25 protein-coding genes and 1 tRNA gene are annotated in these 23,029 nt (G+C 68.8%); 9 read left to right on the top strand and 17 right to left on the bottom strand.

Features of this window, described 5'->3' with window-relative positions:
* Positions 1 to 36 precede the first annotated feature (36 nt).
* Genes DU484_RS13405 through DU484_RS13355 form a run of 11 tightly spaced genes read right to left on the bottom strand, consistent with a single transcriptional unit; the run spans position 37 to position 11,279 of the window.
* Positions 37 to 1,302: a P-loop NTPase gene (locus tag DU484_RS13405; protein WP_114606189.1), complete on the bottom strand. Its 1,266-nt coding sequence runs from the start codon at positions 1,300 to 1,302 to the stop codon at positions 37 to 39.
* Positions 1,299 to 2,222, bottom strand: a complete 924-nt coding sequence (locus DU484_RS13400; RefSeq protein ID WP_114606188.1) for a HEAT repeat domain-containing protein — start codon at positions 2,220 to 2,222, stop codon at positions 1,299 to 1,301. Before DU484_RS13400 ends, DU484_RS13405 begins: the two co-directional genes overlap by 4 nt.
* On the bottom strand, positions 2,219 to 3,040 hold the full coding sequence (locus DU484_RS13395; RefSeq protein WP_222844850.1) for a hypothetical protein: 822 nt from the start codon (positions 3,038 to 3,040) through the stop codon (positions 2,219 to 2,221). The genes DU484_RS13400 and DU484_RS13395 overlap by 4 nt, the downstream gene beginning before the upstream one ends.
* On the bottom strand, positions 3,040 to 3,726 hold the full coding sequence (locus DU484_RS13390) for a molecular chaperone TorD family protein (RefSeq protein ID WP_114606186.1): 687 nt from the start codon (positions 3,724 to 3,726) through the stop codon (positions 3,040 to 3,042). Before DU484_RS13390 ends, DU484_RS13395 begins: the two co-directional genes overlap by 1 nt.
* Positions 3,726 to 4,565, bottom strand: a complete 840-nt coding sequence (locus tag DU484_RS13385; RefSeq protein ID WP_114606185.1) for an ethylbenzene dehydrogenase-related protein — start codon at positions 4,563 to 4,565, stop codon at positions 3,726 to 3,728. The genes DU484_RS13390 and DU484_RS13385 overlap by 1 nt, the downstream gene beginning before the upstream one ends.
* On the bottom strand, positions 4,558 to 5,622 hold the full coding sequence (narH, locus tag DU484_RS13380; protein ID WP_114606184.1) for a nitrate reductase subunit beta: 1,065 nt from the start codon (positions 5,620 to 5,622) through the stop codon (positions 4,558 to 4,560). Before narH ends, DU484_RS13385 begins: the two co-directional genes overlap by 8 nt.
* Positions 5,619 to 8,516, bottom strand: a complete 2,898-nt coding sequence (locus DU484_RS13375; protein WP_114606183.1) for a nitrate reductase subunit alpha — start codon at positions 8,514 to 8,516, stop codon at positions 5,619 to 5,621. The genes narH and DU484_RS13375 overlap by 4 nt, the downstream gene beginning before the upstream one ends.
* Positions 8,509 to 8,691 carry a hypothetical protein gene (locus DU484_RS13370; RefSeq protein ID WP_114606182.1) on the bottom strand — a complete coding sequence of 61 codons (183 nt, stop codon included), beginning with the start codon at positions 8,689 to 8,691 and terminating at the stop codon, positions 8,509 to 8,511. The genes DU484_RS13375 and DU484_RS13370 overlap by 8 nt, the downstream gene beginning before the upstream one ends.
* Positions 8,684 to 10,060, bottom strand: coding sequence for a cytochrome b (locus tag DU484_RS13365; RefSeq protein WP_114606181.1), 1,377 nt, complete (start codon positions 10,058 to 10,060; stop codon positions 8,684 to 8,686). Before DU484_RS13365 ends, DU484_RS13370 begins: the two co-directional genes overlap by 8 nt.
* Positions 10,057 to 10,692 (bottom strand): QcrA and Rieske domain-containing protein, encoded by a 636-nt coding sequence (locus tag DU484_RS13360; RefSeq protein ID WP_262342793.1) that lies wholly within the window; start codon positions 10,690 to 10,692, stop codon positions 10,057 to 10,059. The genes DU484_RS13365 and DU484_RS13360 overlap by 4 nt, the downstream gene beginning before the upstream one ends.
* Complete coding sequence (locus tag DU484_RS13355; protein ID WP_114606796.1) at positions 10,689 to 11,279, bottom strand: hypothetical protein; 591 nt, start codon at positions 11,277 to 11,279, stop codon at positions 10,689 to 10,691. Before DU484_RS13355 ends, DU484_RS13360 begins: the two co-directional genes overlap by 4 nt.
* Before the next feature lie 238 nt (positions 11,280 to 11,517).
* Here DU484_RS13355 and sucC point away from each other — a divergent pair, with 238 nt between their 5' ends.
* From sucC to DU484_RS13340, 3 genes are read left to right on the top strand one after another with little or no spacing between them, the layout of a single operon-like run.
* A complete protein-coding gene (gene sucC / locus DU484_RS13350; protein ID WP_114586472.1) occupies positions 11,518 to 12,663 on the top strand; it encodes an ADP-forming succinate--CoA ligase subunit beta in 1,146 nt (381 codons plus the stop codon).
* The gene (sucD, locus tag DU484_RS13345) at positions 12,660 to 13,529 is read left to right on the top strand and encodes a succinate--CoA ligase subunit alpha (protein ID WP_114586471.1); all 870 of its coding nucleotides are present in this window, start codon (positions 12,660 to 12,662) and stop codon (positions 13,527 to 13,529) included. Before sucC ends, sucD begins: the two co-directional genes overlap by 4 nt.
* A 37-nt stretch (positions 13,530 to 13,566) precedes the next feature.
* Entirely contained in the window at positions 13,567 to 14,190 is a 624-nt protein-coding gene (locus tag DU484_RS13340) for an RNA 2'-phosphotransferase (protein ID WP_114606180.1), read from the top strand.
* Between the two features lie 76 nt (positions 14,191 to 14,266).
* Here DU484_RS13340 and DU484_RS13335 read toward each other — a convergent pair whose 3' ends face one another.
* Entirely contained in the window at positions 14,267 to 15,082 is an 816-nt protein-coding gene (locus tag DU484_RS13335; RefSeq protein WP_114606179.1) for a M14 family metallopeptidase, read from the bottom strand.
* A 154-nt stretch (positions 15,083 to 15,236) separates the two neighbouring features.
* Between DU484_RS13335 and DU484_RS13330 the strand changes: the two genes are divergently transcribed.
* Entirely contained in the window at positions 15,237 to 16,418 is a 1,182-nt protein-coding gene (locus DU484_RS13330; protein WP_114606178.1) for a hypothetical protein, read from the top strand.
* A gap of 63 nt (positions 16,419 to 16,481) precedes the next feature.
* On the opposite strand, the gene DU484_RS13325 is transcribed toward DU484_RS13330, so the two are convergent.
* From DU484_RS13325 to DU484_RS13315, 3 genes are all read right to left on the bottom strand, one after another.
* Positions 16,482 to 16,688 carry an FmdB family zinc ribbon protein gene (locus DU484_RS13325; protein ID WP_157969354.1) on the bottom strand — a complete coding sequence of 69 codons (207 nt, stop codon included), beginning with the start codon at positions 16,686 to 16,688 and terminating at the stop codon, positions 16,482 to 16,484.
* 152 nt (positions 16,689 to 16,840) lie between these two features.
* On the bottom strand, positions 16,841 to 17,413 hold the full coding sequence (locus DU484_RS13320; protein WP_114586466.1) for a hypothetical protein: 573 nt from the start codon (positions 17,411 to 17,413) through the stop codon (positions 16,841 to 16,843).
* 366 nt (positions 17,414 to 17,779) lie between these two features.
* Positions 17,780 to 18,574, bottom strand: coding sequence for a helix-turn-helix transcriptional regulator (locus tag DU484_RS13315; RefSeq protein WP_114586465.1), 795 nt, complete (start codon positions 18,572 to 18,574; stop codon positions 17,780 to 17,782).
* Positions 18,575 to 18,789: 215 nt separating this feature from the next.
* On the opposite strand from DU484_RS13315, the gene DU484_RS13310 reads away from it, so the two are divergent.
* From DU484_RS13310 to DU484_RS13295, 4 genes are all read left to right on the top strand, one after another.
* Positions 18,790 to 19,782, top strand: coding sequence for a DMT family transporter (locus DU484_RS13310; RefSeq protein WP_114586464.1), 993 nt, complete (start codon positions 18,790 to 18,792; stop codon positions 19,780 to 19,782).
* 45 nt (positions 19,783 to 19,827) lie between these two features.
* A complete protein-coding gene (locus DU484_RS13305; RefSeq protein ID WP_114606177.1) occupies positions 19,828 to 20,271 on the top strand; it encodes a pyridoxamine 5'-phosphate oxidase family protein in 444 nt (147 codons plus the stop codon).
* 89 nt (positions 20,272 to 20,360) lie between these two features.
* Positions 20,361 to 21,023, top strand: a complete 663-nt coding sequence (locus DU484_RS13300; protein WP_114586462.1) for a potassium channel family protein — start codon at positions 20,361 to 20,363, stop codon at positions 21,021 to 21,023.
* On the top strand, positions 21,016 to 21,402 hold the full coding sequence (locus DU484_RS13295) for a hypothetical protein (protein WP_157969353.1): 387 nt from the start codon (positions 21,016 to 21,018) through the stop codon (positions 21,400 to 21,402). The genes DU484_RS13300 and DU484_RS13295 overlap by 8 nt, the downstream gene beginning before the upstream one ends.
* A 103-nt stretch (positions 21,403 to 21,505) precedes the next feature.
* Here DU484_RS13295 and DU484_RS13290 read toward each other — a convergent pair.
* Both DU484_RS13290 and DU484_RS13285 read right to left on the bottom strand, forming a co-directional pair.
* Positions 21,506 to 21,579, bottom strand: a tRNA-Thr gene (locus tag DU484_RS13290).
* 11 nt (positions 21,580 to 21,590) lie between these two features.
* Entirely contained in the window at positions 21,591 to 22,076 is a 486-nt protein-coding gene (locus DU484_RS13285) for a GNAT family N-acetyltransferase (protein WP_114606176.1), read from the bottom strand.
* A 101-nt stretch (positions 22,077 to 22,177) separates the two neighbouring features.
* Between DU484_RS13285 and DU484_RS13280 the strand changes: the two genes are divergently transcribed.
* Positions 22,178 to 22,813: an IS6 family transposase gene (locus DU484_RS13280; protein ID WP_114606175.1), complete on the top strand. Its 636-nt coding sequence runs from the start codon at positions 22,178 to 22,180 to the stop codon at positions 22,811 to 22,813.
* The last annotated feature ends 216 nt before the right edge of the window (positions 22,814 to 23,029 follow it).

Raw genomic sequence — 23,029 nt, 5'->3', positions numbered from 1 at the left:
GGTGGTACGCGAAGCGGCCGAATAAAGCTGCCCGACCTACGGCTTCGTCGTCTCCAGCACCCAGGCGTCGGGCGTCGCGCGACGCACCTCGACGTCGAACGCCGAGCGCGGCGTCTCCGCGAGACGACTCAGGAAGCTCCCCACCGGCGTCGGGTCGCGGTCGCTGATCAGGACGAACTCCTGCCCCGAATCGAGCGCCTCGAACCGCTCTCGGACGCGCGCCTTGCGCTTTTCGGGCTGGAGGCCCCGGATATCGACGGCGTCGTCGGGGGCGTCGACCGTCCCCGCACCGTCGAGGGTGTCGAGGGTGCGCTCGCCCAGATCCGCGACCGGGTCGGGCACGTCACCCGGTTCCGGCGTCCCCTGTAGCTCCCGGCTGAAGGGGAGTTCCGCGAGCACCGGCGCGTCGAGCTCCGGCCCCGCCGCCTCGAACAGGTCGTTCGGCTCGCCACAGCAGTCACAGACGTACTCGGCCATGTTGACGACGGCGCCGAGGACGGGTACGTCGTTGTCGCGGAACAGTTCGACGGTCCGCCCGGTGTCGCTGACGGCGGCGTGAAACGGTGTCGTGACGACGACGACGCCGTCGACGCGCACGTCCTGGAGCGTGGTGAGCACCACGTCGCCGGTGCCGGGCGGCAGGTCGATCACCAGTACCTCGTCGTTCTCCCACGCCGTGTTCTCGAAGAGATCGGAGAGCGCGTCGTGGGCCATCGCCCCCCGCCACGCGAGGGGGGCGCCGTCTTCCATCAGGCCGACGCTCATCACGTCCATGCCCCGCCGGCGGACGGGCAGGGGGTCGCCCTCGTCGGTGGCGTGGATCGGTCCGCTCGCGTCGACGAGCGCCGGCACGTTCGGGCCGTGGATGTCGGCGTCGAACAGCGCCACCTCGCGCTCGGCGGCGAGCGCGCAGGCGAGGTGGGTCGCCACCGTCGACTTGCCGACGCCGCCCTTGGCGCTGGCGACGGCGACGACGTGATCGAACGCGTCGACGCTCGCGCGTCCCTCGGCCGACGCCGCGGGTGACGCGCGTTCGACGTGGACGCCCGCGACGCCCTCGACGTCGTCGACGGCGCGGAGCATCGCGTCGATCACCCCCTGTCCGGTGTCGTCGTCGAGGGCGTGCAGGTCGGCCTCGATCCGCACGTCGCCGTCGCTCACCGACACGTCCTCGACGAACCCCGCCTCGAAGACGGAGAGGTCCGCCGCCGGGTCGCGGACGTTCCTGAGCGCCGCCTCCACGCGGTCGGCGAGTTCGTCGTCGGGCGGTGCGTCGGTCGTGGACTCCGTCGTGTCGGTCATAGATCGGGCATCCGGTTGAGTCGGTCCTCGCCGGGCAGCAGGCGAGCGTCGTTCTCCAGCGCGCCAAACTGTCGGCGGAACCGGTCCGGCTCCGCCTCCAGTGCGCGCTCGGCGGTCTGTCGCACGACCGTCGCGGGGTCGTCGGTCAGGTCGCGCAACCGACCGCGGGCGTCCGCCGAGTCGACCCCGCCGAGCATGTGCGCCGCCCACTCGCGGACTCGCTCGCTGTCGTCCCGGGAGAGGGCGAGCAGGCGCTCCTCCATCTCCTCCCCGCGCAACTTGAACAGCGAGACGGCGGCGTTCCGGCGCACAGCGTGGTGGTCGTCCTCCAGCGCGGCCGCGATGTCGCTCTCGTGGGCCTCGCGGTCGATGTTGTCGAGCGCGACGACTGCCTCGGCACGCACCCACGGGTCGTCGTCGTCGAGGAGCGTCACGGCGACGGCGGCCGCGCGTTCGTCGGCGTCGGCGTCGGCGTCGGCGGCTGCCCCCGATCCGGCGTCAGCGGACGCCCCACCCCCGTGCGCCGTCAGCGCCTCCACCGCGAACTGTCGCACGTCGGCGTCGTCGTCACGCGTCGCGGCCTGCGCGAGGCCAGCGACGACGGCGTCGGTCGTCGTCTCCTCCTTCAGCGCGAGGGCGGCCCGCCGCCGGTCGACCGGGTCGCCCGAACCGAGGTCCGCGAGCAGCGACGCCGTCCCGTCGTCCGCGACGGGTTCGGTGTCGGCCGCCGCCAGCTCCGCCGGGTCAGCCTCGCCGATGGTCACGTCCTCGCGGCTCACCTCGATGTCCTCCAGTGCCTCGATGTCGCTCCCGATGCCCGGGCTCTTCGCCGGATCGAGCTGTGGGTCGGGCTCCTCCTCGAGGTGTTTCTGGAACTCCTCGTCGTCGCCGCAGCCACAGTCGTCGTCGCGGCAGGTCATCGCTCCGCCTCCCGGAGTCCGAGGACGGCGACGCCGAGGGCGAAGGGGACGCCCCGGCCGAGCGTCGCGGGCACACCGGCGAGCGCGACCAGCGTCACGCCCGCGAGCAGGCTCCACTCCCCGCGCCGGGCGGCGGCACTGGCCGCCGTCACCGCGCCGCCGGCTGCGAGCGCGACGACCGGCAGCGACGTGCCGACGACGCCCCCGCCGACGAGCGTCACCGCGCCGGTCACGAACGGGTTCGCGAGGCCGACGGCGAGGACGGCGGCGAACGCGAGCGTCCCGGCGAGGGTCGTCCGCCCCGTGGTCGCCGCGAAGACGGGCGTGCCCGCGACGCCGAGCAGCGCCAGCGTCGACGCGGGGGCACGGACCGACGCGACGCCGCCGACGCCGCCGACGAGGCTCACGACCAGCGCGACGAGCAGGAGGCCGCCGGCCGCCGTCGTCGCCGGCGGGAGCGACCGCCGGGACGCGACGGCGGCGGCGACGGCGGCCGTTCCCCCGCCGACGGCGACGGCCGCGGGCAGGGCGACGGCTCCGGTGAGCGTCGAGAGCAGGCCGAACACGCCGACGAAGAGGAGGCCGACGCCCGCGACCGGATCGTCGACCGTCAGCGCCACGCCGACGGCCGCGAGCGCGGTGACGGCCGTCGAGACGGCGAGCAGCGGCTCGACCCCGACGCCAACGACCCCGCCCGGCGCGTTGACGACCGCCGTCGCCAGCGTTCGCGCGAGGAGCGCGGCGGCGGCGACTGCGACGACGGCGTCCCGACGGCCGGTCGGGAGCGGCGCCCGCCAGCGGCGGGTCAGCGTCGCCATCATCCGTCGCCCTCCAGTCGCGCTGCCAGGTCGTTCCGGTCGGCGCGGACGAACGCCTCGAGCAGCGTTCCGAGGGCGCCGTACACGTCGGTGCCCGGCTCGTCGTCGAGGCGGTCGGCGACTCCCGCCGCGGCGTGGCCGAGGTGGCGGTCGTGGAAATCGAGGCGGGCCGCGGCGGCGTCCGAGCCGACCGCCGCCTCTCGGCGCGCGAGATAGCCTACGAACTCCAGTTCGTACCGGAGCGCGTCGTGGTTGTCGCGCTCGTCGGCGTCGACTTCGAGCCCGTAGTAGTCGTACGCCCGCGCCAGGTCGAGGTTCACGTCGTTCCACGACTGGTCGGGGCGGTACTTCGACTCGTAGAGCGGCACCGGCGGCCCCTCCGAGGAGAGCTTTCCGTCCGTCCGGTCCTCGTACTCGCCGAACCCGAGTTCGAACAGGTCGTTGTACCGGGCCGCCAGCGTCTCGTAGTCGTCCGCGGTCCGGAGGTCGGGGACGGACACGTCGAGGGTCGTGCGCTCCAGACAGCGCGACAGGTCGGCGCCGAGGCGCCCCGTCGCGGCCGCCTCGTGGAACGCCTCGGTCGGGTGCTGGAAGGCGACGGCTAGGGTCGCGTAGACGGTGCCGCGCGCCGCGGCGTCCGGGTCCAGATCGTCCAGTCCGGCGTCGCCGGCGTCGGTTCTCGACATCAGCCCCCACCTCCCCCGCTGCGGGTCCGGAGGACGCCGAAGGCCGTCACGGCGACGACGCCGACGATGGCGACGCCGGCGACGGTCCACAGGAGCGTCTGGTAGGGCGGTCCCTGCGTCCCGGAGCCGGTCGGGAAGTAGTGCCACTCGCTAACCGCCTTCCGCCCCGCGCGTTCGCCGTTGCCACCGTTCCACACCGCGAAGGCCACGTCGAGGGTGTCGGCCGAGTCGAGATCCGTCCGGTTTTCCCCCTCGGCGTCCACCGACCGGGAGTAGACGACCGTCCACGTCCCGCTCTCGTAGGTGGCGTTCGCGTCGATGGTGGTGGAAGTAAACGGCGTCGTCGTGCCCGCGCCGCCCGCGAGCAGTTCCTGTGGGCCGACCCCGCCGCTCCAGTACCAGACGTTCACCCGGTTGTCACGGCCGCCCATGGCGATTGGCGGCCGGGAACTCGTGTTCGCCGGGAACTGGACGGCGACGGCGTCGACGAACGGCCGCGTGCCGTCCGCGGAGACGTTCCGCGACGGATCCGCCCACTGGAGGCGGACGTAGAACTCGCCGTCGCTCCGGACGGCCTGGACGTGCACCCGCTCGACGGACGTATCGGCGGCGTTCGGGACGCTACTCGGCGCGCTCGACAGCGCCACGTCCGACGCCGGCACCGACGACCAGCCGTCGGCGGTCGGACTCCCGAGGTCGGCGTCCGTCCGCTCGATCACCGGTATCTCGTGGGCCGGGCGGGCGTCGACGAGCGGCGACGCGAGCGCCACCGTCGACGTGAGCACCAGCGCGCCGACGACGAGCGCCGTCGCCAGCGCACGCACGTTGTCCTCAGTCATCGTCGAACACGCCCAGTCGGTACTGTTTCGCGGGATTCTTGTGCTGGAGCAGTTCCATCAGCTCGCTGTCGTCGCCCTGCCGGGCGCGCTGGCGCTCCCGTTCGATGGTGTCGAGCGCCTGGTCGACGCCCTCGCCGAACAGGTCACGGAGATAGCCCCGCGGGATGCGGTCGACGTCCACCGTCTCCCCGTCCTCGGTGTGCTGGCCGGGGGCGTACGGCGGGATGTAGTAGACGTTCGGCTGGGTGCGGAACTCCGGATGCAGGGGCAGGGCCACCTCGTACTCCTCGACCAGCTTGTAGATGGGGCCGTCCTCGTCGTCGAGGAAGCCGACCAGCCGCAACTGGGGCGGACACTCCTCCGCGCACGCGGGGGCGTACGTCTCCCCGTCCGGCCCCTCGCCCTCCAGGCGCGGGTAACAGAAGATGCACTTCTCCGATTTCTTCGAGACAGTGTTGTAGTACACCTTCTTGTACGGACAGCCCTCGACGCAGTACCGGTAGCCCCGACACCGCTCCTGGTCGACGAGGACGATGCCGTCCTCTTCGCGCTTGTAGAGTGCCTGTCGCGGGCACGCCTCCACGCAGGAGGGGTGGGTGCAGTGGTTGCAGATGCGGGGCAGGTAGAAGTAGTAGCTGTTGGGGTACTCGCCGGCGCCCTGATCCTCGTCCCAGTTGGGGCCCCACTCCGCACCCTCGCGGGGGCGGAGCGGTTCGTCACTCCCCTCGTACATGATGTCGGAGTGATTGAACTCCCAGGGGCGGCCGTAGTCCTCGCGGGACGGAATCTCGCCGGGCTGGCGGTCGGTGTGGGCCTCGCCTTGCTCCCCTTGCCACCCGCCGCCCGACTCCTCCCAGCCGCGGGGGTAGCCCTCGCCGGGCTTGGTCTCGACGTTGTTCCAGTACATGTAATCCGTGCCGCCGCCCTCCGTCCAGAGGTCCTTGCACGCGATGGTACACGTCTGACAGCCGATACACTTGTTGAGGTCCATCACCATCGCCACCTGGTGGTCGACCCCCTCTGCCACGTTGATGTTCGTCTCCTCGTTCGTGCTCATTCGGAATCACCTCCGTCGGACTGCGACCGACGTGCTGCCGACTCACCGTCGGCACCGTCCGCGGGCCGCACGTCCACGTTCACGTCGCTGTTGACGCCGGTCGGTCCCCAGTAGTTGGGGAAGAAGTAGAGGTGCTCGCCCGTGTCTTCGGGGTACTGCACCAGTTGCGTCGGCTTCATGTACATCGGGACGAGGGAGTTGAAGTTGTCCCGGTCGGGGTACTGGAACTTCTCCCACGCGAAGAACTGCCGGAGCGTCCCCGGTTCGCCCGACGGGTAGATTTTGGCCTGCACCTCGACGTTCGCCAGGTCGTTGAACACCTCGACCGTGTCGCCGTCCTCGATGCCCCGCGCCTCCGCGTCCTCGGGGTTGAGGTAGACGACGGGTTCGCCCCGCTGGAGGCGGAGCATCTTGGTGTTGTCCCGCCACGTCGAGTGGATCGACCACCGACCGTGGGGCGTGTTGTACGAGAGGGGGTACTCCCCGCCAGTCGACGCCGGTCCCTCCTTGTGGGTCGGGAGTTCCTCGTCGAGTTCGAGGAACCAGTCGTGGTCGATGTAGTACTGCTGGCGGCCGGTGAAGGTGGGCCACGGCTCCTTGTCGTGGACGTACCGCTGCCACGGGACGTACGCCTCGCCGTCCTCGATGTCGGAGGTCCAGTGGTCGCCGGCCTCGAGGAGTCGCTGGGGCTGATCGACGGTGTCCTCGAACGTGATCCGCTCGTCGCGGTCGCTCGGATTCGACTCCTCGGAGTGGTCGAGGATGAACTCCGCGGCCGCGCGGTCATCGACGAGACCGCCCTCCTCGCCCGTCTCCCAGTCGCGGACGTAGTCGTCGTATATCGTCGTGAGGTCGATGGTACGGTCGAACTTCCGGTCCTCGACGGGGTCGACGCCGCGTTCTCGCGCCCGTTCCTGAATCGTCTCGGCCAGGTCGCGGAAGATGGCCCAGTCCGTCTTCGCCTCCCCCAGCGGCTCCACCGCCGGGGTGAACGGGTGGACGTACGTGTGCATGTCCGTCTCCGAGAGGTCGTACTTCTCGTAGTGGCTGGCCGCCGGGAGGACGATATCCGAGTACATCGCCGTCGAATCCATCCGGAAGTTGACGTCGACGACGAGGTCGAGTTTCGGCCAGAGTTGTTCCTCGACGGCGACGTTGCCTTTGGCCTGGTTGAAGTAGTTGCCCCGCCAGACGAAGAGGGTGGAGGGGTTCGGTCGGAAGCCGTCCTCGCGCTCGCTGGGGTAGACGGGCATCCACCCCTTCTCGATGGACTCCCTGATCTTCGCCGCGGTGTCTGGGTCCGTGTTGTCGAGGATGCCGGCGTGGAAGTAGGTCCACAGGGTGGTGGGGACGCCGCGGACGCTCCCGGTCGGGAACGAGAGCACCTGCCAGCCGTGGAACGTCCAGATTTTCTCCTGACCGACGTAGTGATCGAGCCCCGTGCCGGGGTCGCCGAGGTTGCCGGTCAGCGTCACGAGCAGTTGGATCGCCCGATTCCCCAGGTCGTTGTGGTACCAGTCGTTGACGCCCTTGCCGTGGATGATCTTCGCGGCGTCAGCCTCGGCGAACTCGCGGGCGACGCGCTGGTAGGTATCCTCGCCGACGGTGGTCTCCTCGTGGACGAACTCCGGCGTGTACCCCGCGAGTTCGTCCCGCAGGTTCGCCCAGACGGAGCGCACCTCGACGGCCCCGCCCTCGGCCTCGACCGATCGCTCGACCGCCAACTGGGGGTTGAAGTCGAGTTCGATGCTCGCCTCGGGGTCGTGCTGGCCGTCGCGTTCGCCGAGCGACCCGGGCGCCGGACGCAGGGTCCCGTCGGCGTCGACCATCACGAACACCTTCTCGGGGTCGTCGGCGTCGCCGGCGAGACCAACCTCGCTCGCCCGCAGGAACTTGCCCGTGTCCTCGTGGACGAGCAGGGGCATGTCCGTCTGCTCTTTCAGGTGGGCCTCGTCGTACAGGCCCTCGTCGACGATGGTGCGGGCCATGCCGAGCGCGAGCGCGGTGTCGGTGCCGCCCTCGGGCGCCAGCCACTCGTCGGTGTGGATGGCCGTCTGGGAGTAGTCGGTGAAGACGCCCACGCGCTTGGCGCCCTCGTAGCCCGCGTCGAGGAAGTACTTCGCGTCGGGGATGCGCGTGACGTTGATGTTCGATCCCCACGCGACGATGTAGTCGGCGTTGTGCCAGTCCGCGGACTCGGCGTTGTCGGTCTGGGTCCCCCACGTGATCGGTTGGCCGGGGGGCAGGTCGGAGTACCAGTCGTAGAAGCTGTGGGAGACGCCGCCGAGCAGGTTGATCAGCCGGCTGCCCGAGGCGAAGGAGACGGGGCTCATCGCGGGGATGGGAGTGAACCCGGAGATGGCGTCGTAGCGCCCCGCCTGCACCTCGTCGATGACGTGGTCGGCGATTTCGGTCAGCGCCTCGTCCCAGCTGATGCGCTCCCACTGTCCCGATCCGCGCTCGCCGGTGCGGCGGAGCGGGTGGAGGACGCGCTGGTCGGCGTTGACGTAGTCGGTGTAACAGGCCCCCTTCTGACAGCCCCGCGGGTTGGGGTCCGGGAGGCTCTCGTCGAAGGTGGGGTAGTCCCCGGCCTGCTCCTCGCGCCACACCTGCCCGTCCTTGACGAAGACGTTCCACGAACACGACCCGGTGCAGTTGACGCTGTGAGTGGATCTAGCCACCGAGTCCCAGTCCCACTCCTCGCGGTAGAGGTCCTCCCAGTCACGGTAGGGGTAGTCGCCGATGGGGTCGTCGACGACCTGCAACCCGTTCATGCCGTCGTCCGCGAAGGAGAGGCCGGTCGCCCCGATGAGGGAGGCCACCCCGAGTCCCTTCACGAAGTCGCGTCTGCCGATGCCGCCGTCCGTCCGTCCGTTCGTCGTGTTGTCACTCATGGGAGATGAACACCGTCGCGGTCGCACAGATTGCGCCGGCGACGGCGAGCGCGAAGCCGGTCGGCGTGGCGCCGCCGGCGTCGAGACCGGTGGCGACGAGGGCGAGACCGACCAGTTTGGTCGTCGTATCTAGCAGGCGGTACTGGCGAGCGCTGAGGGTCGGGGCGTCAGTCATCGCCACCACCTCCGGCGTCGGCCGCCGTCGGGGATGATTCGCGGCCCGACTCCGGACCGGACGCGTCCCCGCGCAACAGGAGGTACGTGACCGCCCCGAACAGCGGCGGGACACCGAGCAGCGCCGCGGTCAGGATCGGATTGACGACGTTCGTGGTCGTCCCGAGCACCTGCGACGCCAGGATGTTGTTCATGCCCGCGATGGAGGCGATCATGATGAACGCGACGGCGGCGACGCCGACGGCGGTCGGGAGGGGGCGGTCGAGCGGGTCGGCCGTGAAGTGTATCTCCTCGGTCCGGTCGACGAAGGGCCACGCGACGACGGCGGCGAAGACCAGTCCGGGGAGGACGATGCCGCCGATGAACTCCGTGCTGACGTGGACCGGGCCGACCGAGAAGGAGAGCCAGGTCGGCAGGAGCTTCAGGAAGCCGTACACCCACATCAGGAACCAGTCGGGCATGATGAGTTCGGGCGTCGCGGCGGGGTCGTTCGGGCCGTACTCCGCGACGTTGTGGACGGGGAGGAAGCCGGCGAGCGCCGACAGCGTGGCGGCGGTGAGGAAGAAGACGACGGCGCTCACCGCGGTCTGGTTCGGAACGGCCGGGAGGCCGACGATCACGCTGTCGTCGTCCTCGTCGACCGTCCGGCCGCCCGCGCGCACGTCGCCGTCGCGCGGCGCCTCGGTGTGTTTCTGCCGGATCAGGATGGCCATGTGGACCGCCAGCCCCACCGCGATGGCCGCGGGGATGACGAGGACGTGCAGGAAGTAGAGCCGCGGGATGGTCGCGCTCGTGGGGAACTGCCCGCCGAAGACGATGGCCCCGAGGAAATCGCCGATCAGCGGCACCGAGACGGTGAGGTTGTAGCCGATGCTCGTCGCGGTAGCCGCGAACTCGTCGAAGGGGAGGGCGTAGCCGGTGTAGGCGGCGCCCATCGCCAGCACGGCCAGCCCGGTGCCGACCACCCAGTTCGGCTCGCGGGGGTTGCGGTACGCCCCCGTGAAAAACACCCGTAACATGTGCAAGCCGATGGAGGCGACGAAGAGGTGGGCCGCCCAGTGGTGGAGCCGCCGGATGAACATCCCGAAGGGGACGGTGTAGGTGATGTGGAGGACGGAGACGAACGCCTCGGGCATCTCCTCACCCTGGTACTCCGCGACGCTGCCGTCGTACTCCACGTCGGAGGTTGAGGGCTCGTAAAAAAAGCCCAGGAAGACCCCCGAGAGGACGAGGAACAGAAAGCAGAACAGCGCCACCTCGCCGAGGAGGAAGGAGTCCTCGGCGGGGAACGCCTTGCCGAGGAACTCCTGGCCCTCCTCGACGCCGAGGCGGCTGTCGAACCAGTCGTAGAGGCGCTTGCCGCGGCTCATTCTCCACCTCCCGGACCGATGGCGCCCTCGAAGTCACCCGTCGCGACGAGGAAGCCGTCGCTGCTGAGGGTGATCGGGAGCTGGGGGAGGGGTCGCCCCGGCGGTCCGCCGACGACGGATGCGCCCGAGCGCGGGTCGAACTTCCCGAAGTGACAGGGACAGACGAGGGTGTCGCCCTCGCGGTCCGAGACCATACAGCCCGCGTGCGTACACACCTTCGAGTAGGCCGCGTAGCCGCTCACGGTGAAGGCCATGTTCGTCCCGCCGCCGTACGCGCTCTCGGGGTAGCGCACGAGCAGCGTCGGCGCGTCCTCGATGCCCGGGCGGGGTTCGGGGAAGACGGTGAGCTGATCGCCCTCCGCGAGTCGGTCCTCGCCGATGCGCTCCCCGTCGCCGTCCACGAGGTGGACGCCGTCGGAGTAGACGGGGCCGCTGTACCCCCGCTCGAACACCTGCGTCAGGCCGGCGAGGGGTGCGGTGAGGCTCCCGACGGCCGTCAGGCCGCCGACCGTCGCGAGGAGTTTCGCGACGTCACGCCGTTGGACCGCCATCCGCGCCCGGCGGTCGGTGTAGATGCTCGGCCGGACCGCCGAGCCGTCGCAGGGACAGTCCTCACAGTCGCCGTCGGTCACGATTCGTGCCCCCGTTGCTCCGCGACTTCGATGTGTGGCATGAACCACGCGTAGTACGCCACCGTCGAGAGCGCCAGCGAGACGAACATCCCCGTGGCGTAGATGCCGAAATACTGCGTCCGGCCCAGCGTGAGGTACTCGCCGGTAAACAGCGCGGCGAAGACGATGGCGAGGACGGTCAGCCCACCCATGGCGACCAACCCTTCGATGGCGTCTGAGGCGTCGTGGTACTCGACGACCCAGCGGTGGTCCGTCTCCAGCCACGGGAGCGAGACGGTCCTGGCACCGCCGTCGGCGCTCACCGCCGACGACGCGTCGTCGGGTGGTCTGACGGCGTCGTTCATGAAGCGGTGCACTGCGGTCAGGACGCCGACGAGGCCGAACAGCGCGACCCAGACGACGACGCCGACCTGACTCGGCGAGAGCTTGTTCGGCGTGTCGACGAAGCCGTCCAGCGGGCGGAGGTCCGTGACGCTCTCGTCGATGGCCACCTCCTCCGACGGCGGTTCGCCGTGGAGCGCGACGTACCACATCGGCAGCAACACGGTGACGATCAGCGCGCCGATGATGACCGTATTCCGTCTCATGGTTCGACGGTCGGTCGGCTGGTCGGTGGTGCCGGTCTGTTCATAGTTGCAGGTGCCACCTTGGCTATCGTAGTTCACCCGCCCGTTACAAAAAACTAAGAACGATGTTCGGGGGTGAATTTAAGTATCTCGTGTCGTTCCGGTCGTCACTCGACCGTCCCGTGGCGTTTCGGTCGTCGCCTCGACGGCGACCGCTCCGACCGATACTACTAACACCCATTCGGGGGAATCCCCGACCATGCGACTGCACGAGTATCAGGCGAAGGGGCTCTTCGCCGACGCCGGGATTCCGACACCCGACTCCCGGCTGGCGACGAGCGTCGACGAGGTGGTCGACGCCGGCCGCGACATGGGCTACCCCGTCGCGGTCAAGGCGCAGGTCCACGTCGGCGGGCGCGGCAAGGCCGGTGGCATCGAGATTGCGACCGACGAGGACGAACTCCGCGAGGCCGCCGAGTCGATCATCGGCATGGATCTCAAGGGCTACCACGTGGATCGGGTCCTCGTCGAGTCGGCGGTCGATTTCACGAACGAACTCTACCTCGGCGTGACCCTCGACCGCGGCGAGGGCGAACCCGTCGTCATGGTCTCCTCCGAGGGCGGCGTCGACATCGAGGAAGTCGCCGCCGAGACGCCGGAGGCTATCGCCCGCGAGGGCGTCGACCCGGCGTACGGCCTCCACCCGTTCCAGGCGCGGAAGGCGGTGTACGAGGCGGGCGTCCCCGGCGACGTGGCCCGCGCGGTGTCGAGCGTTCTGGAGACGCTGTACGACCTCTGGGAGAACAACGACGCCAGCGAGGCGGAGATCAACCCGCTGATGGTCACGAGCGAGGGTGACGTGGTCGCCGCCGACGCCGTGATGAACGTCGACGACGACGCGCTCTTCCGGCACCCGGACCTCGCCGAGATGGAAGAGGAGTCCTACACCGACGACTTGGAGCGCAAGGCCGGCGAGTACGGCTTCGACTACGTCCGCCTGTCGGGCAACGTCGGCATCATCGGCAACGGCGCCGGACTGGTGATGACGACGCTCGACCTGGTGGACTACTACGGTGGCGAACCGGCGAACTTCCTCGACATCGGTGGTGGTGCCAAGGCCGAACGCGTCGCCAACGCGCTCGACATGGTGTTCTCCGACCCCAACGTCGACTCGGTCGTGTTCAACATCTTCGGGGGCATCACCCGCGGCGACGAGGTGGCCCGCGGCATCAACGACGCCCTCGCACAGTTCGACGAGATTCCCAAGCCCGTGGTCGTCCGCCTCGCCGGCACCAACGCCGAGGAGGGCATGGAGATTCTGAACACGGAACTCGTTCAGGTCGAACGGACGCTCGAAGAAGCGGTGCAACGTGCGGTCGCGAACGCCGAGGAGGGCAATCTATGAGTGTACTAGTCGACGAAGACACCCGAGTGGTCGTGCAGGGCATCACCGGCGGCGAGGGCAAGTTCCACGCCGGGCAGATGATCGAGTACGGGACGAACGTCGTCGCCGGCGCGGTGCCGGGCAAAGGCGGCCAGGAAGTCGACGGCGTCCCCGTCTACGACACGGTCCACGAGGCGGTTCGCCGCGAGGACGCCGACGCCTCCGTCGTCTTCGTCCCGCCCGCGTTCGCGGCCGACGCCCTGTTCGAGGCGCTCGACACCTCGCTGGACCTCGTGGTCGCCATCACCGAGGGCATCCCGACCCAGGACGTGATGACGGTGAACCGCCGGCTCTCGGAGACCGATACGCACCTCGTGGGACCGAACTGCCCCGGCGTCATCACGCCCGGCGAGGCGAAACTCGGCATCCTGCCGGGCAACATCTTCTCCGCGGGCAACGTGGGGCTGGTCTCCCGGTCGGGCACCCTCACCTACCAGGTGGTCGACAACCTGACCAAGCGCGGTATCGGGCAGACCACCGCCATCGGCATCGGCGGCGACCCGATCATCGGGACCTCCTTCATCGACGCCCTCGAACTCTTCGAGGCCGACCCCGACACCGAGGCGGTCGCCATGTGCGGCGAAATCGGCGGAGAGGACGAGGAACAGGCCGCGAAGTTCATCGCGACCGAGATGGACACGCCGGTCGCGGGCTTCATCGCCGGGCGGACGGCGCCGCCGGGCAAGCGCATGGGCCACGCCGGCGCCATCGTCTCCGGGAGCGGGACGGGCACCGCCGAGAGCAAGATCGAGGCGCTCAACGACGCGGGCGTCCCCGTCGGCGACACGCCCGAGGAGGTTGCCGACCACATCGAGGGCTTCCTTTAGCTTCTTCGGGGCGGGCCGCGTACGTCGGCCCGCAACCGTGACCGACCCCGTTCGTCGCTGTCCGGACCACGACCTCGTCGCCGGCGCGTGTCCCGACTGCGGGACCGTCGGCGACGAAGTGCTGTCGGCCGCGCGCCGCACGCGCCTCTCCAAATTCCTCAGCGGCGCGCTCCGACACTTCCCCGGGGACGCCGGCCTCTCGCTCGACGACCGGGGCTGGGTGGCGTGGGCCGACCTCGTGGCCGCGGCGACGGAGCGCTACCCGTGGGCCGACGAGGCGGCCGTCGAAGCCGTCGTCGTGACCGATCCGAAGGGGCGGTTCGAGCGGAGCGACGGCCGCGTCCGCGCCGCCTACGGCCACTCCGTCGCCGTCGATATCGAACCGACCGACGCGCCGGTGCCCGACCGACTCTACCACGGCACCGCGCCCGGGAACGTCGCGGCCATCGAGCACGAGGGACTGCGGCCGATGGGTCGCCAGCAGGTGCATCTGTCGGCGTCGGTCGACGAGGCTCGCGCGGTGGGTCGGCGGCACGCGGCCGATCCGGTCGTCTTCCTGATCGACGCGGCGTCGTTGCTGGACGAGTACCGCATCACGAAGCGCGGGCGCGAGACGTACACGATCGACCGCGTGCCGCCGGCGTATCTGACGCGTCGATAGTCGCGTTTGAAACTGTCTGCACACCCGATCGAACGATGTCGTGCGCTCGGATGGACGATGGCTTTCAAACGCGACTCTAGTCGTCCGTCGCGTCGGCCTGGGCCCCCGGAACCGTCGAGAACGGGCCGTGGTAGGTAGAGCGGTAGCCGAGCAGTTTGTCGTGGCCCTCGGCGGACATGAGGACGGGCCAGAACTCGTCGTCGGCGACGAGGGGGTCGCCGTCGACGGTGGCGAACGTCTCCCCCGGCGCGACGCGTTCGAAGTTCCGGGCGCGGACGCGGTAGGTTCGGGTGGGTTCCTTGTAGATGGCCTCGGTCACCTCGTAGAAACCGGGGTCCTGGGCCGGCGGGTCGCCGGGGAGGACGCCCGTGGTCTGGAGGAAGGCGACGATGCAGTCGTAGGCGTTGTCGACGGCCGCGTCCGAGCCTTGGTAGCCGGCCTCGATGTCGACGAATCCGGGGAGTTCGACGGAGCGACCGTCGGAGACGGCGGTGAAGTCGACGATGCCGGTGACGGGGAGGTGGGCCGCAATCTCGCGTTTGCGGTCGTTCAGGTAGGCGACGTTGGCGAAGGCTTCGTCGTAGGAGACGGTCGAGTGGATGCCGAGCGAGAGACAGCCCTCGACCGCCGTCGCCAGGTCGTGGGCGAGGCGTTCCTCGTACAGGTCGCTCTCGGGGTCGCCGGGGAGCGCGCGGTTCAGATCCGTCTCGACGTAGCGGACCCCCCGCTCCAGCGCGCGTTCGTTCGCGATGATCAACTTCGCCGGGCGGTCGACCTCGGGGTCGGACGCGAGGAAGCGCTCGATGGCGCGGGCGCCACAGGGTTCGTCCCCGTGGACCGCGCCGACGACTGCCACCTCGGGGGTCCCCTCACCGACCGTGTGGACCTGCATGGGACGGTCTGGGGGGTCCACGACCGAAAGTCTAACTCATCGGCGCGGAGCCGATGGCAAGGTTGATGGCCGTCGCCGGGCACCTCCCCCCAATGCGCACCCGAAACCCCCGGTGGGAGGTGAGGGCGGCGGCCGCGGCGGACCGTCCCGACCGATGAGCCGGTCGCCGCCGCGGGCCGTCGCCGCCCGTCTCGCCGGACTCGACCGGTTGCCGACCGCCCAGCGGGCGATCCTCGGCTACTACGCCGAGACCGGCCGCCTCGACTACCGGGCGCTCCGGATCAAATCGGCCGTCGACGACACCCTCGATACCATCCTCGAGTCGGTGTACGGCGAAATCGAATCGGAAATCGCCGCCGCTCTCGGCGTCGAGGACGTCACCTTCGCCTACGAGACGAAGCTCACCCTCCCCGCGGAACTCACCCTCGGCTACCTCTATCGCCGGGCGCTCGCCCGCGCGACGGGCGGATACGATCCGATCACGGACGAGGCCGGTCGGCTCCCCTTCCGCGGCGACCCGTCGTCCTCCGCCAACCGCGAGGCCCGCGAGTACGTCGAGATGGCCGAGGAGGCGACGGCGCTCATCGTGCAGGCGTTGCTCGACGGCGACATGCGCGACGCCATCAACGACGACGAGTTCGAGGACTTCGAGGTCGAACTCGTCGGCGACCCAGATCCGGATCGGCGCCGGGTCGCCGAGTGCGCCCAGTCGTACCTGCAGGGCGTCGTCGAGGACGCCTTCGACCGGGCGCCCGACGCGGTTCGGGACGCCTACGACGCGGCCGTCGAGATTTCCGAGGCGCATCAAGCGCAGGACGAGGGCTTCCGGGACCTGCTCGCGGCCGCCCTCGAGGGCGACGCGGCGGCGAAAGCGAGCATCGAGGACGAGTACAAGTACGCTCCCGTCCCCGACGACGCCCCGTTCGGCTCCCACGAACGCGACCTGCCATATCTCAAGACGCAGTACGACCGCGTGGGCGTCATCTACAAGGGGATGCTCGACGCCTACCGCGGCGTCGGCTTCGAGATTCCCGAGGCCTTCGGCACTTCCATCGTCCTCGCCATCATCGGCGCCCAGATCTGGCTGGACGACGTGGACGACTACCACGACGACGTGGCGGAGGGGCAACTCACCCCCGTCACCGCCGAGTACGTCCTCGCCGACAGCGACGCGGCGGCCTACGACAACGTCGTCTCGATCACGATGGACTACTTCGACCTGGCGCGGGAACACGCCGAGGCGGCGGACTCGCCGCTCAACGGCATCGCCATCGAGTACATCCTCCGCTCCGGCGACCCGGAACGGCTGCCGGGCGGATCGAGTCGGGGAGCGTAACGGCCGACGGCGACGCCGCTCGACGCGTCGCGCTCGAAAGAATTCGGTGTGGTGTCGCCCCCGTCACCCGGCGCCGCCGCCACCGCCGCCGCCGGCGTACATCTTCCCGACTTGCTCCAGGTTCGACGAGCCACAGTTCTTGCACGTGGCGGTTTCGGGCTCGTCGCTGGACGTGATCGTTTTCTCACAGTCCTGGCACTCGTAGTCGTACAGGACCGTCTCCTCCTCGTCCGGGGCCAGTAGTTCCTTCACCTTGTCCATGAGGCTCATTCGCTACCACCGAACGCACGTTATCGACTCTCGTTCATAATTGTTCGTGTCTTCGAGGTATCGACAGATTCGACGCCCGCGGCGCCGGCAGTCCGGGACACAGGGGCTTAGACGGTCCGGCGAGAATCGCTGGAGAGGTACGACAACCCCTATCAGTTCCGACCGATGTCGAGCGTCGAGCCGTCCTCGACCAACACGCCGCGTTCGATAGCCGTCTCGAGGATGCGCTCGCACTGTGGCTCGGAGACGTCGTACGCGCCGGTCACCAGCGCGGTCAGGTCGGCCCGCTCCATCGGGAACTCGCGGTTCTGGAGTAGACGGAGGACCTTGTGGTAGCCGTCCGGCACGTCGGACTCGTTGGTTCCGCTCTCGCTATCGTCGGTTCCGCTCCCGTCGCCGTCGGCGTCGCGTTCGGTCACCGTCACCGTCTCGTCGTCGTCGCCGTCCCGGCCGTCCGTCGCCGCCTCGTCGTCGGGCGTCGCGTCGCCGGATTCGAACGTGACTTCGCCGATGGCGGCCGTGCCCGGTTCGGGACCGCCGCCGGCCGACGACTCCGCCGCCTCGACCAGCGGTTCGAGCACGCGCCGGAGTTTCTCCCGACAGTCCGAACAGAGCACCGCCGACCGTGACTCGCCCGACGCGACCAGCCGCTCGGGGACGACTTCGTACTCCCGGAGCGAGTCGCCGACGGAACCACAGAAGTAACAGGACCGCAACTGGGGCATACCGAACCCTGCGGCGGGCGTCCGCTAAGTGTTTTCCCTCCGGACCGCCACGATGAATTAGAAAATACGAATAAATGCGCGGAAAAACAAAACGATACGGTAACACTATCACGAAAATATTTAATTAGGACCGGTGCAATGACGCAGATGTGATGGCGCGCTACGTTTGTCCGGGCTGTGACCGGGAACTGGAAGCGGGGCCGTTTCGGATGACCTGTCCGACCTGTGGCGGTCGCCTCGCGAACTACCGACGCTCCCGTTCCTGATCGGCAACGCGTAGCGTCCCGTACGGATCATTGTGACTGTGTATCGGTGGTTCGCCGATCTGTCCCGGCGAACCATCGGTATGGCTCACGACAACCCGTCTCAGGCGTCGATGTCGTCGTATCCGAGCGCGGACGCCTCCTGCCAGTACCGTTCGAACCGCTCGTCGGCCCAGTCGCGGACGACCGGATCGTCGGTGTCGACCGAGGCCTGTAACACGCCGTTCGCGTCCCGGAGGAGGAGATGGACCCGCTCGTCGGCGACGGTCACGGCCACCGGAATCTCGGCCGGCCGGACCCGGAGGCTCGCGCCCGGCGCGTCGAGGAGGGATTCGAGGCGCCGCCGCAGCCCCTCGTCGTCGGCCACGGCGTCGATGGCGTCCCGGGAGAACACTCCTTCGAACGTCATCTCCCCGGCGGTCACGCGCCGCTCGACGACGCCGAGGCTCCCCTCGTTGAACGCGTGGGAGAACGCCCGGACCGACGACGCCCCGCCGAGCAGGTCGAGGACGCGCCCGACCGGCGCGTTCGGTTTCGTTCCGCTCGGGACGGTGATGGTCGCGTCGCCGAACCGCCGGAGGTCGACGTCGATGGCGTCCGTCGGGAGGTAGTCCAGGATCGGCCGGAGCTCCGTCTCCGTCGCCACGATGTCGAGCAGGTCGAAGAAGCCGTCGGCGACGAGTTCGCCCGTCGCGGTGGCGACGTAGCCGCCGTCGACGCGTCTGATCCACGAACGCTCCTCGAAGTCGCGGAGAATCCGCCCGAGCGTCGCCTGCGAGGCGCCGGTCGCCACCACGAGGTCCGTGCGCGTATGCCGCCCCTCGGCGAGGCGGCGGAGCACCGCCACCCGATTCGGCGAGCGCGCGAGGAACTCGATCTCCGCGAGTGCGGACTCCATACCGACCGTCCTCCCCGTGACCGGAAACCACTTTCGCCCCGTGAAAGCGTTGCACCCCGTGCGCGCCGGAACCCGGATCGAGTGCCTTTCTTAGCGTGCAATATTTCACGAATTAAACTAAGTAGCTCCGTACCCTACACCTACTCGATGACTCACTACTCGCGTATTTCGGCTTTCGGAACGGCTCTCGAACGGTACGGCGGCGAGGGTGCGGAGTGACCTCGGCAGACCGTCGCGCGCTGGCCGCGTTCGCGGTCGCGGGCATCCTCTTCGGCGGCACCTTCGTCGCGGCGAAGGCCGGTCTCGACTACTTCCCGCCCCTCCTCTTCGTCGCGCTCCGCTTCGACGTGGCGGCCGTCGCGCTCGGCGCGTACGCCGTCGCCACGACGCCGCGTGACCGACTCCTGCCACGTACCCGACACGACGCCGCCGGCATCCTCGCAACTGGCGTCCTCGCCATCGGCCTGACGAACGCCCTCCTGTTCGTGGGGCAGGGGTACACCACCAGCGCCGTCGCCGCCATCGTCTTCAGCCTCAACCCCATCCTGACGCCCATCTTCGCCGCGCTCCTGTTGGCCGACGAGCGCCTCTCCCGGCGCGGCGTCGCGGGCATGGCCCTCGGCTTCGTCGGCGTCGCCCTCGTGGTCAACCCCGACCCCGCGACCCTCCTCGACCTCGGGGTCGGCAAGGCCATCCTGCTGGCCGGAGCGATCACCGGCGCGGTCGGGAGCGTCCTCATCCGCTGGAGCGGCGACTCCCTGTCGAGTACCGTCCGGACCGCGTGGGGACTCCCCTTCGCGGCGGCACTCACGCACCTGCTCAGCTGGTGGACCGGCGAGTCGCCGGACGCGGTCGTCTGGCACCCCGAGGCCATCGCCGCACTGGCGTACGTCGGCTTGCTGGCCGGCGCCGTCGCCTACATCGCCTACTTCGGCCTCCTCGACGCCGCGGGGGCGATTCGGGCGAACCTCGTCTTCTACGCCGTGCCCGTCGTCGCCGCGGTGGGTGGCTGGGCGCTCCTCGGCGAACTCGTCTCGACGCTCGCCGTCGGCGGATTCGTGACCATCTTCGCCGGCTTCGCCGTGATCGGCAGCGAGTCCCTAGACGTTCGCGTGACGCTCTGCCGACTTCGTGCACGCCTCTCCCCGTCGACCGCCGACACCTCGACCGACGCCATGGACGGCCCCTGTGGCATCGAAGCGGACTGATCGACCGGCTGTCGGGTATTTGTGTTCGCGCGGCGTAGGCTCCGCATGGACCACGTCGAGTACGTCTACACCGTCGGCATGGACGCCGCCGAGCTGGACGACTACCTCCGCGCCGGCTCCCACGGCGTCCTCGCCCTCGCCGACGGCGACGACGCCTACGCAGTACCGCTGAGCTACCACTACGACGGCGACCGACTCCTCCTCCGCGTCAGTACCCACGACGACGACGGCGAGAAGCGACGCTACCTCGAGACGACCGAGACGGCGACGTTCGTCCCCTTCGCTGCCGGCACCGACGAGTCGTGGAGCATCCACGTTCGCGGGCCGATCACGGAGTGGTCGGGCGCCGTCGACGAGGCGACGCTCAACGAGTGGTTCCCGCCGTTCCGACTGTTCGACGAAGCCGTCGAGGACGTGGCGTTCACGCTGTACGAACTCGAGATGGAGTCCGTGATCGGGCGACGAACCGCCGGTACCGACTCACAATAACCTGTACGACCCCGAGCAACCGGCTCGACCGCGTGGCCACATTTCCCGCGGTCCCTACACTTAACGGACGGGGTGTGGTAGCACACAGTATGGCCGAACGGGACCACATCGTCATCGCCGGCGGCGGCCGAGTCGGGCGGCGGGTGGCGGAGGACTTCGTCAACCGCGGCACCGACGTGACCATCGTCGAACGGGACGCGAGTCGGATCGACGCCGCGGACGCGGACGACCGCGTAACGTATCTGGAGGGCGACGCCACGCGTCCCTCGATGCTCAAACGGGCAATCACCGACGAGACGGACGTAGTCGGCGCGCTGACAGGCGACCAGTCGACCAACCTCGCCGTCTGCATGGCGGCCAAACAGCTCTTTCCGGATCTCGAAACCGTCGCGCGCATCCAAGTCGAGGACGGCGACGAGTACACCGAGTTCGTCGACCGGGTGTACTTCCCCGAGCGGGCGAGCATCAAGGCGGCCGTCAACGCCCTCGCCGGGAGCGATATCCGCACGCTCGAAGGCGTCACCGGCGACCTCGAACTGTTCGACGTGCGGGTGGGCTACGACGCGCCCGCCGCGGGCGAAGTCGTCGCCGACGCCCTCCCCGAGGGCTCGCTCGTCATCTCACAGGCCAGCGGGGACGTGGCTGTCCAGCACTCGACCACGCTCGTCGCCGGCCGGCGCTACATCGTCGCCGCCGACCACGAAGTCGTCGACGAGGTGCTCACGCAGCTACGCGGCGCCACCGATGACTGATGTGACGGTCGACGAGGTGTGGGAGCATCTGGTCGCGCAATACGGCGACGCGCTCCGTGCCGTCACGCGGTTTCGGAACGGACAGTTCGAGACCCGGATGCGCGACGACGTTCGAGCCCTCTACACCGACCGAGACGATCAGCGCGTCGTCGACGAAATCACCCTCGGACAGCTCCTCTCCGAGCGGCTCGAAACCGAGTTCAAATGTGGCCGTCTCACCGGAACCCTCCACCTCTTCGACGAAGCGTTCGTCGTCGTGCAGGCCGACCCGGACTCCCGGAAGTCGGGCTATCTCGCGACGATCGATCGGACCGGCGACGTGACGATGGCCGACCTGGAGGACTGCTTCGAGTACTTTCGCACGGTAGCCGTCGAGTAGATGGGCCGGCACGCGGGACGCCGTCGGCTCCCGGCCGCAGCAAGCTGCTCCCCGATTCGAATCCCACTCGTGGCTCTTCGACTCCACTTCGTTCCGTCAGAAGAGCCAGGGGTGGGATTTGAACCCACGAAATCTCGATTACAAGTCGAGTGCATGCACCACCCATGCTCCCCTGGCACGGCGGCAGATTACCGGTCCCTGCGTGGACGTTTATCGTTTTCGACCTCCCGTTCGAACTCGATCCGGTGGGGTCGGTACCCCCGACGTTCGTAGAACCGGATCGTGTCCGCGTTGCGGGCGAGCGCCTCGACGGCGACGACGTCGACGCCGCGGTCCCGGAGCGCCGCCTCGGCGGCGTCGAGGAGGCGCGTCCCCACGCCGTCGTCGCGGGCGGCGGGGGTGACGAACAGGTCGCGGACGACGCCGCGAGTGCAGTCCTGCGTCAGCGGGCCACGCTCCACGTCGAACCGGACGAACCCCACGAGCTCCCCGTCCGAGCGGGCTACCGTGAGGCCGCCGTCGGCAGCGTGTCGAGCCAGCGACTCCCGGACTGCGTCGCGGCTCGCCGCCGGGCGAAGGTGGGAGCCGTGCCGCCGCCCGTCCGTCGCGAGCGCCACCCAGAGGTCGGCGACGGCGTCGGCCTCGGCGGGCGCCGCCGGTTCGACCGTGACCATGCGGAGGGGTAGTGGCACGCGTCGTAAGTCAGTTCCCCCGGTCGCTGGCTTCGTGTTTAGTTAACGATGAAGAGTGAGGCGAGTGAATTTCTTGCTGGTCTATGGCAGAAATCACACGCCTCAGCGGGAATAACGACTGGATTGATTTGGATTTTGTGGAGCGAGAGCGGACACCCGAGCCGGCGATGAAGCTCGGTATTCAGATGCATCTGGCTGGACTATCACTTTCGAATACCGTCTCTGCTCTTGATAGTTTGGGTGTCGAACGTTCTCGAAAAGCGGTTCACGATTGGGTACAGAAGGCCGATCCACAGCCGGTCAGCGGAAAGGCTCCGAATCAGGTTGCGGTTGACGAAACCGTGATTCGAATCAACGATCAGCAGTTCTGGCTGTACGCCGCCGCGGATCCACAGACGAACGAATTACTCCATCTACGGCTGTTTTCGACCACTACAATCGGTCTCACCGAACTCTTTCTCAACGAACTGCGGGAGAAACACGATGTCGAATCCGCCCTGTTTCTCGTCGATGGCGCCAAACATCTCCAAACTGCACTCGACCGATCGGGGCTCCGATTTCAGACAGAACGCCACGGAAATCGGAATGCCATTGAACGTATCTTTAGAGAAGTAAAACGACGAACCTCTTCGTTTTCAAACTGTTTTAGCCACGTCGAACCAGCAACAGCTGAAAACTGGTTGCAGAGTTTCGCTCGCTGGCACAATGCTCCAAACTAAACACGAAGGTCGCTGGCCGCGCTCGGCACCGAGGCGGAAGAAAGGTTTATGCCTGCGTCACGTCCGCACACAGCACGAGAGATATGGCATCGGGAACTGAAGCTGACGTTACGAAACCGCCGGGCGAGTGGCTGGAGTTCGCGGTCGACCGCCCCCTGACGGTCGCTTTCGCCGCGGTCGGGGTGGTACTTCTCGGCTCCCTCGCCTGGGGGCTGC

It is taken from the genome of Haloplanus rubicundus (genome assembly GCF_003342675.1).
In the GTDB taxonomy this organism is placed as follows: Archaea; Halobacteriota; Halobacteria; order Halobacteriales; family Haloferacaceae; genus Haloplanus; species Haloplanus rubicundus.
The sequence above is the reverse complement of the archived record's forward strand: the minus strand, read 5'-3'. Positions and strand labels throughout refer to the sequence as shown.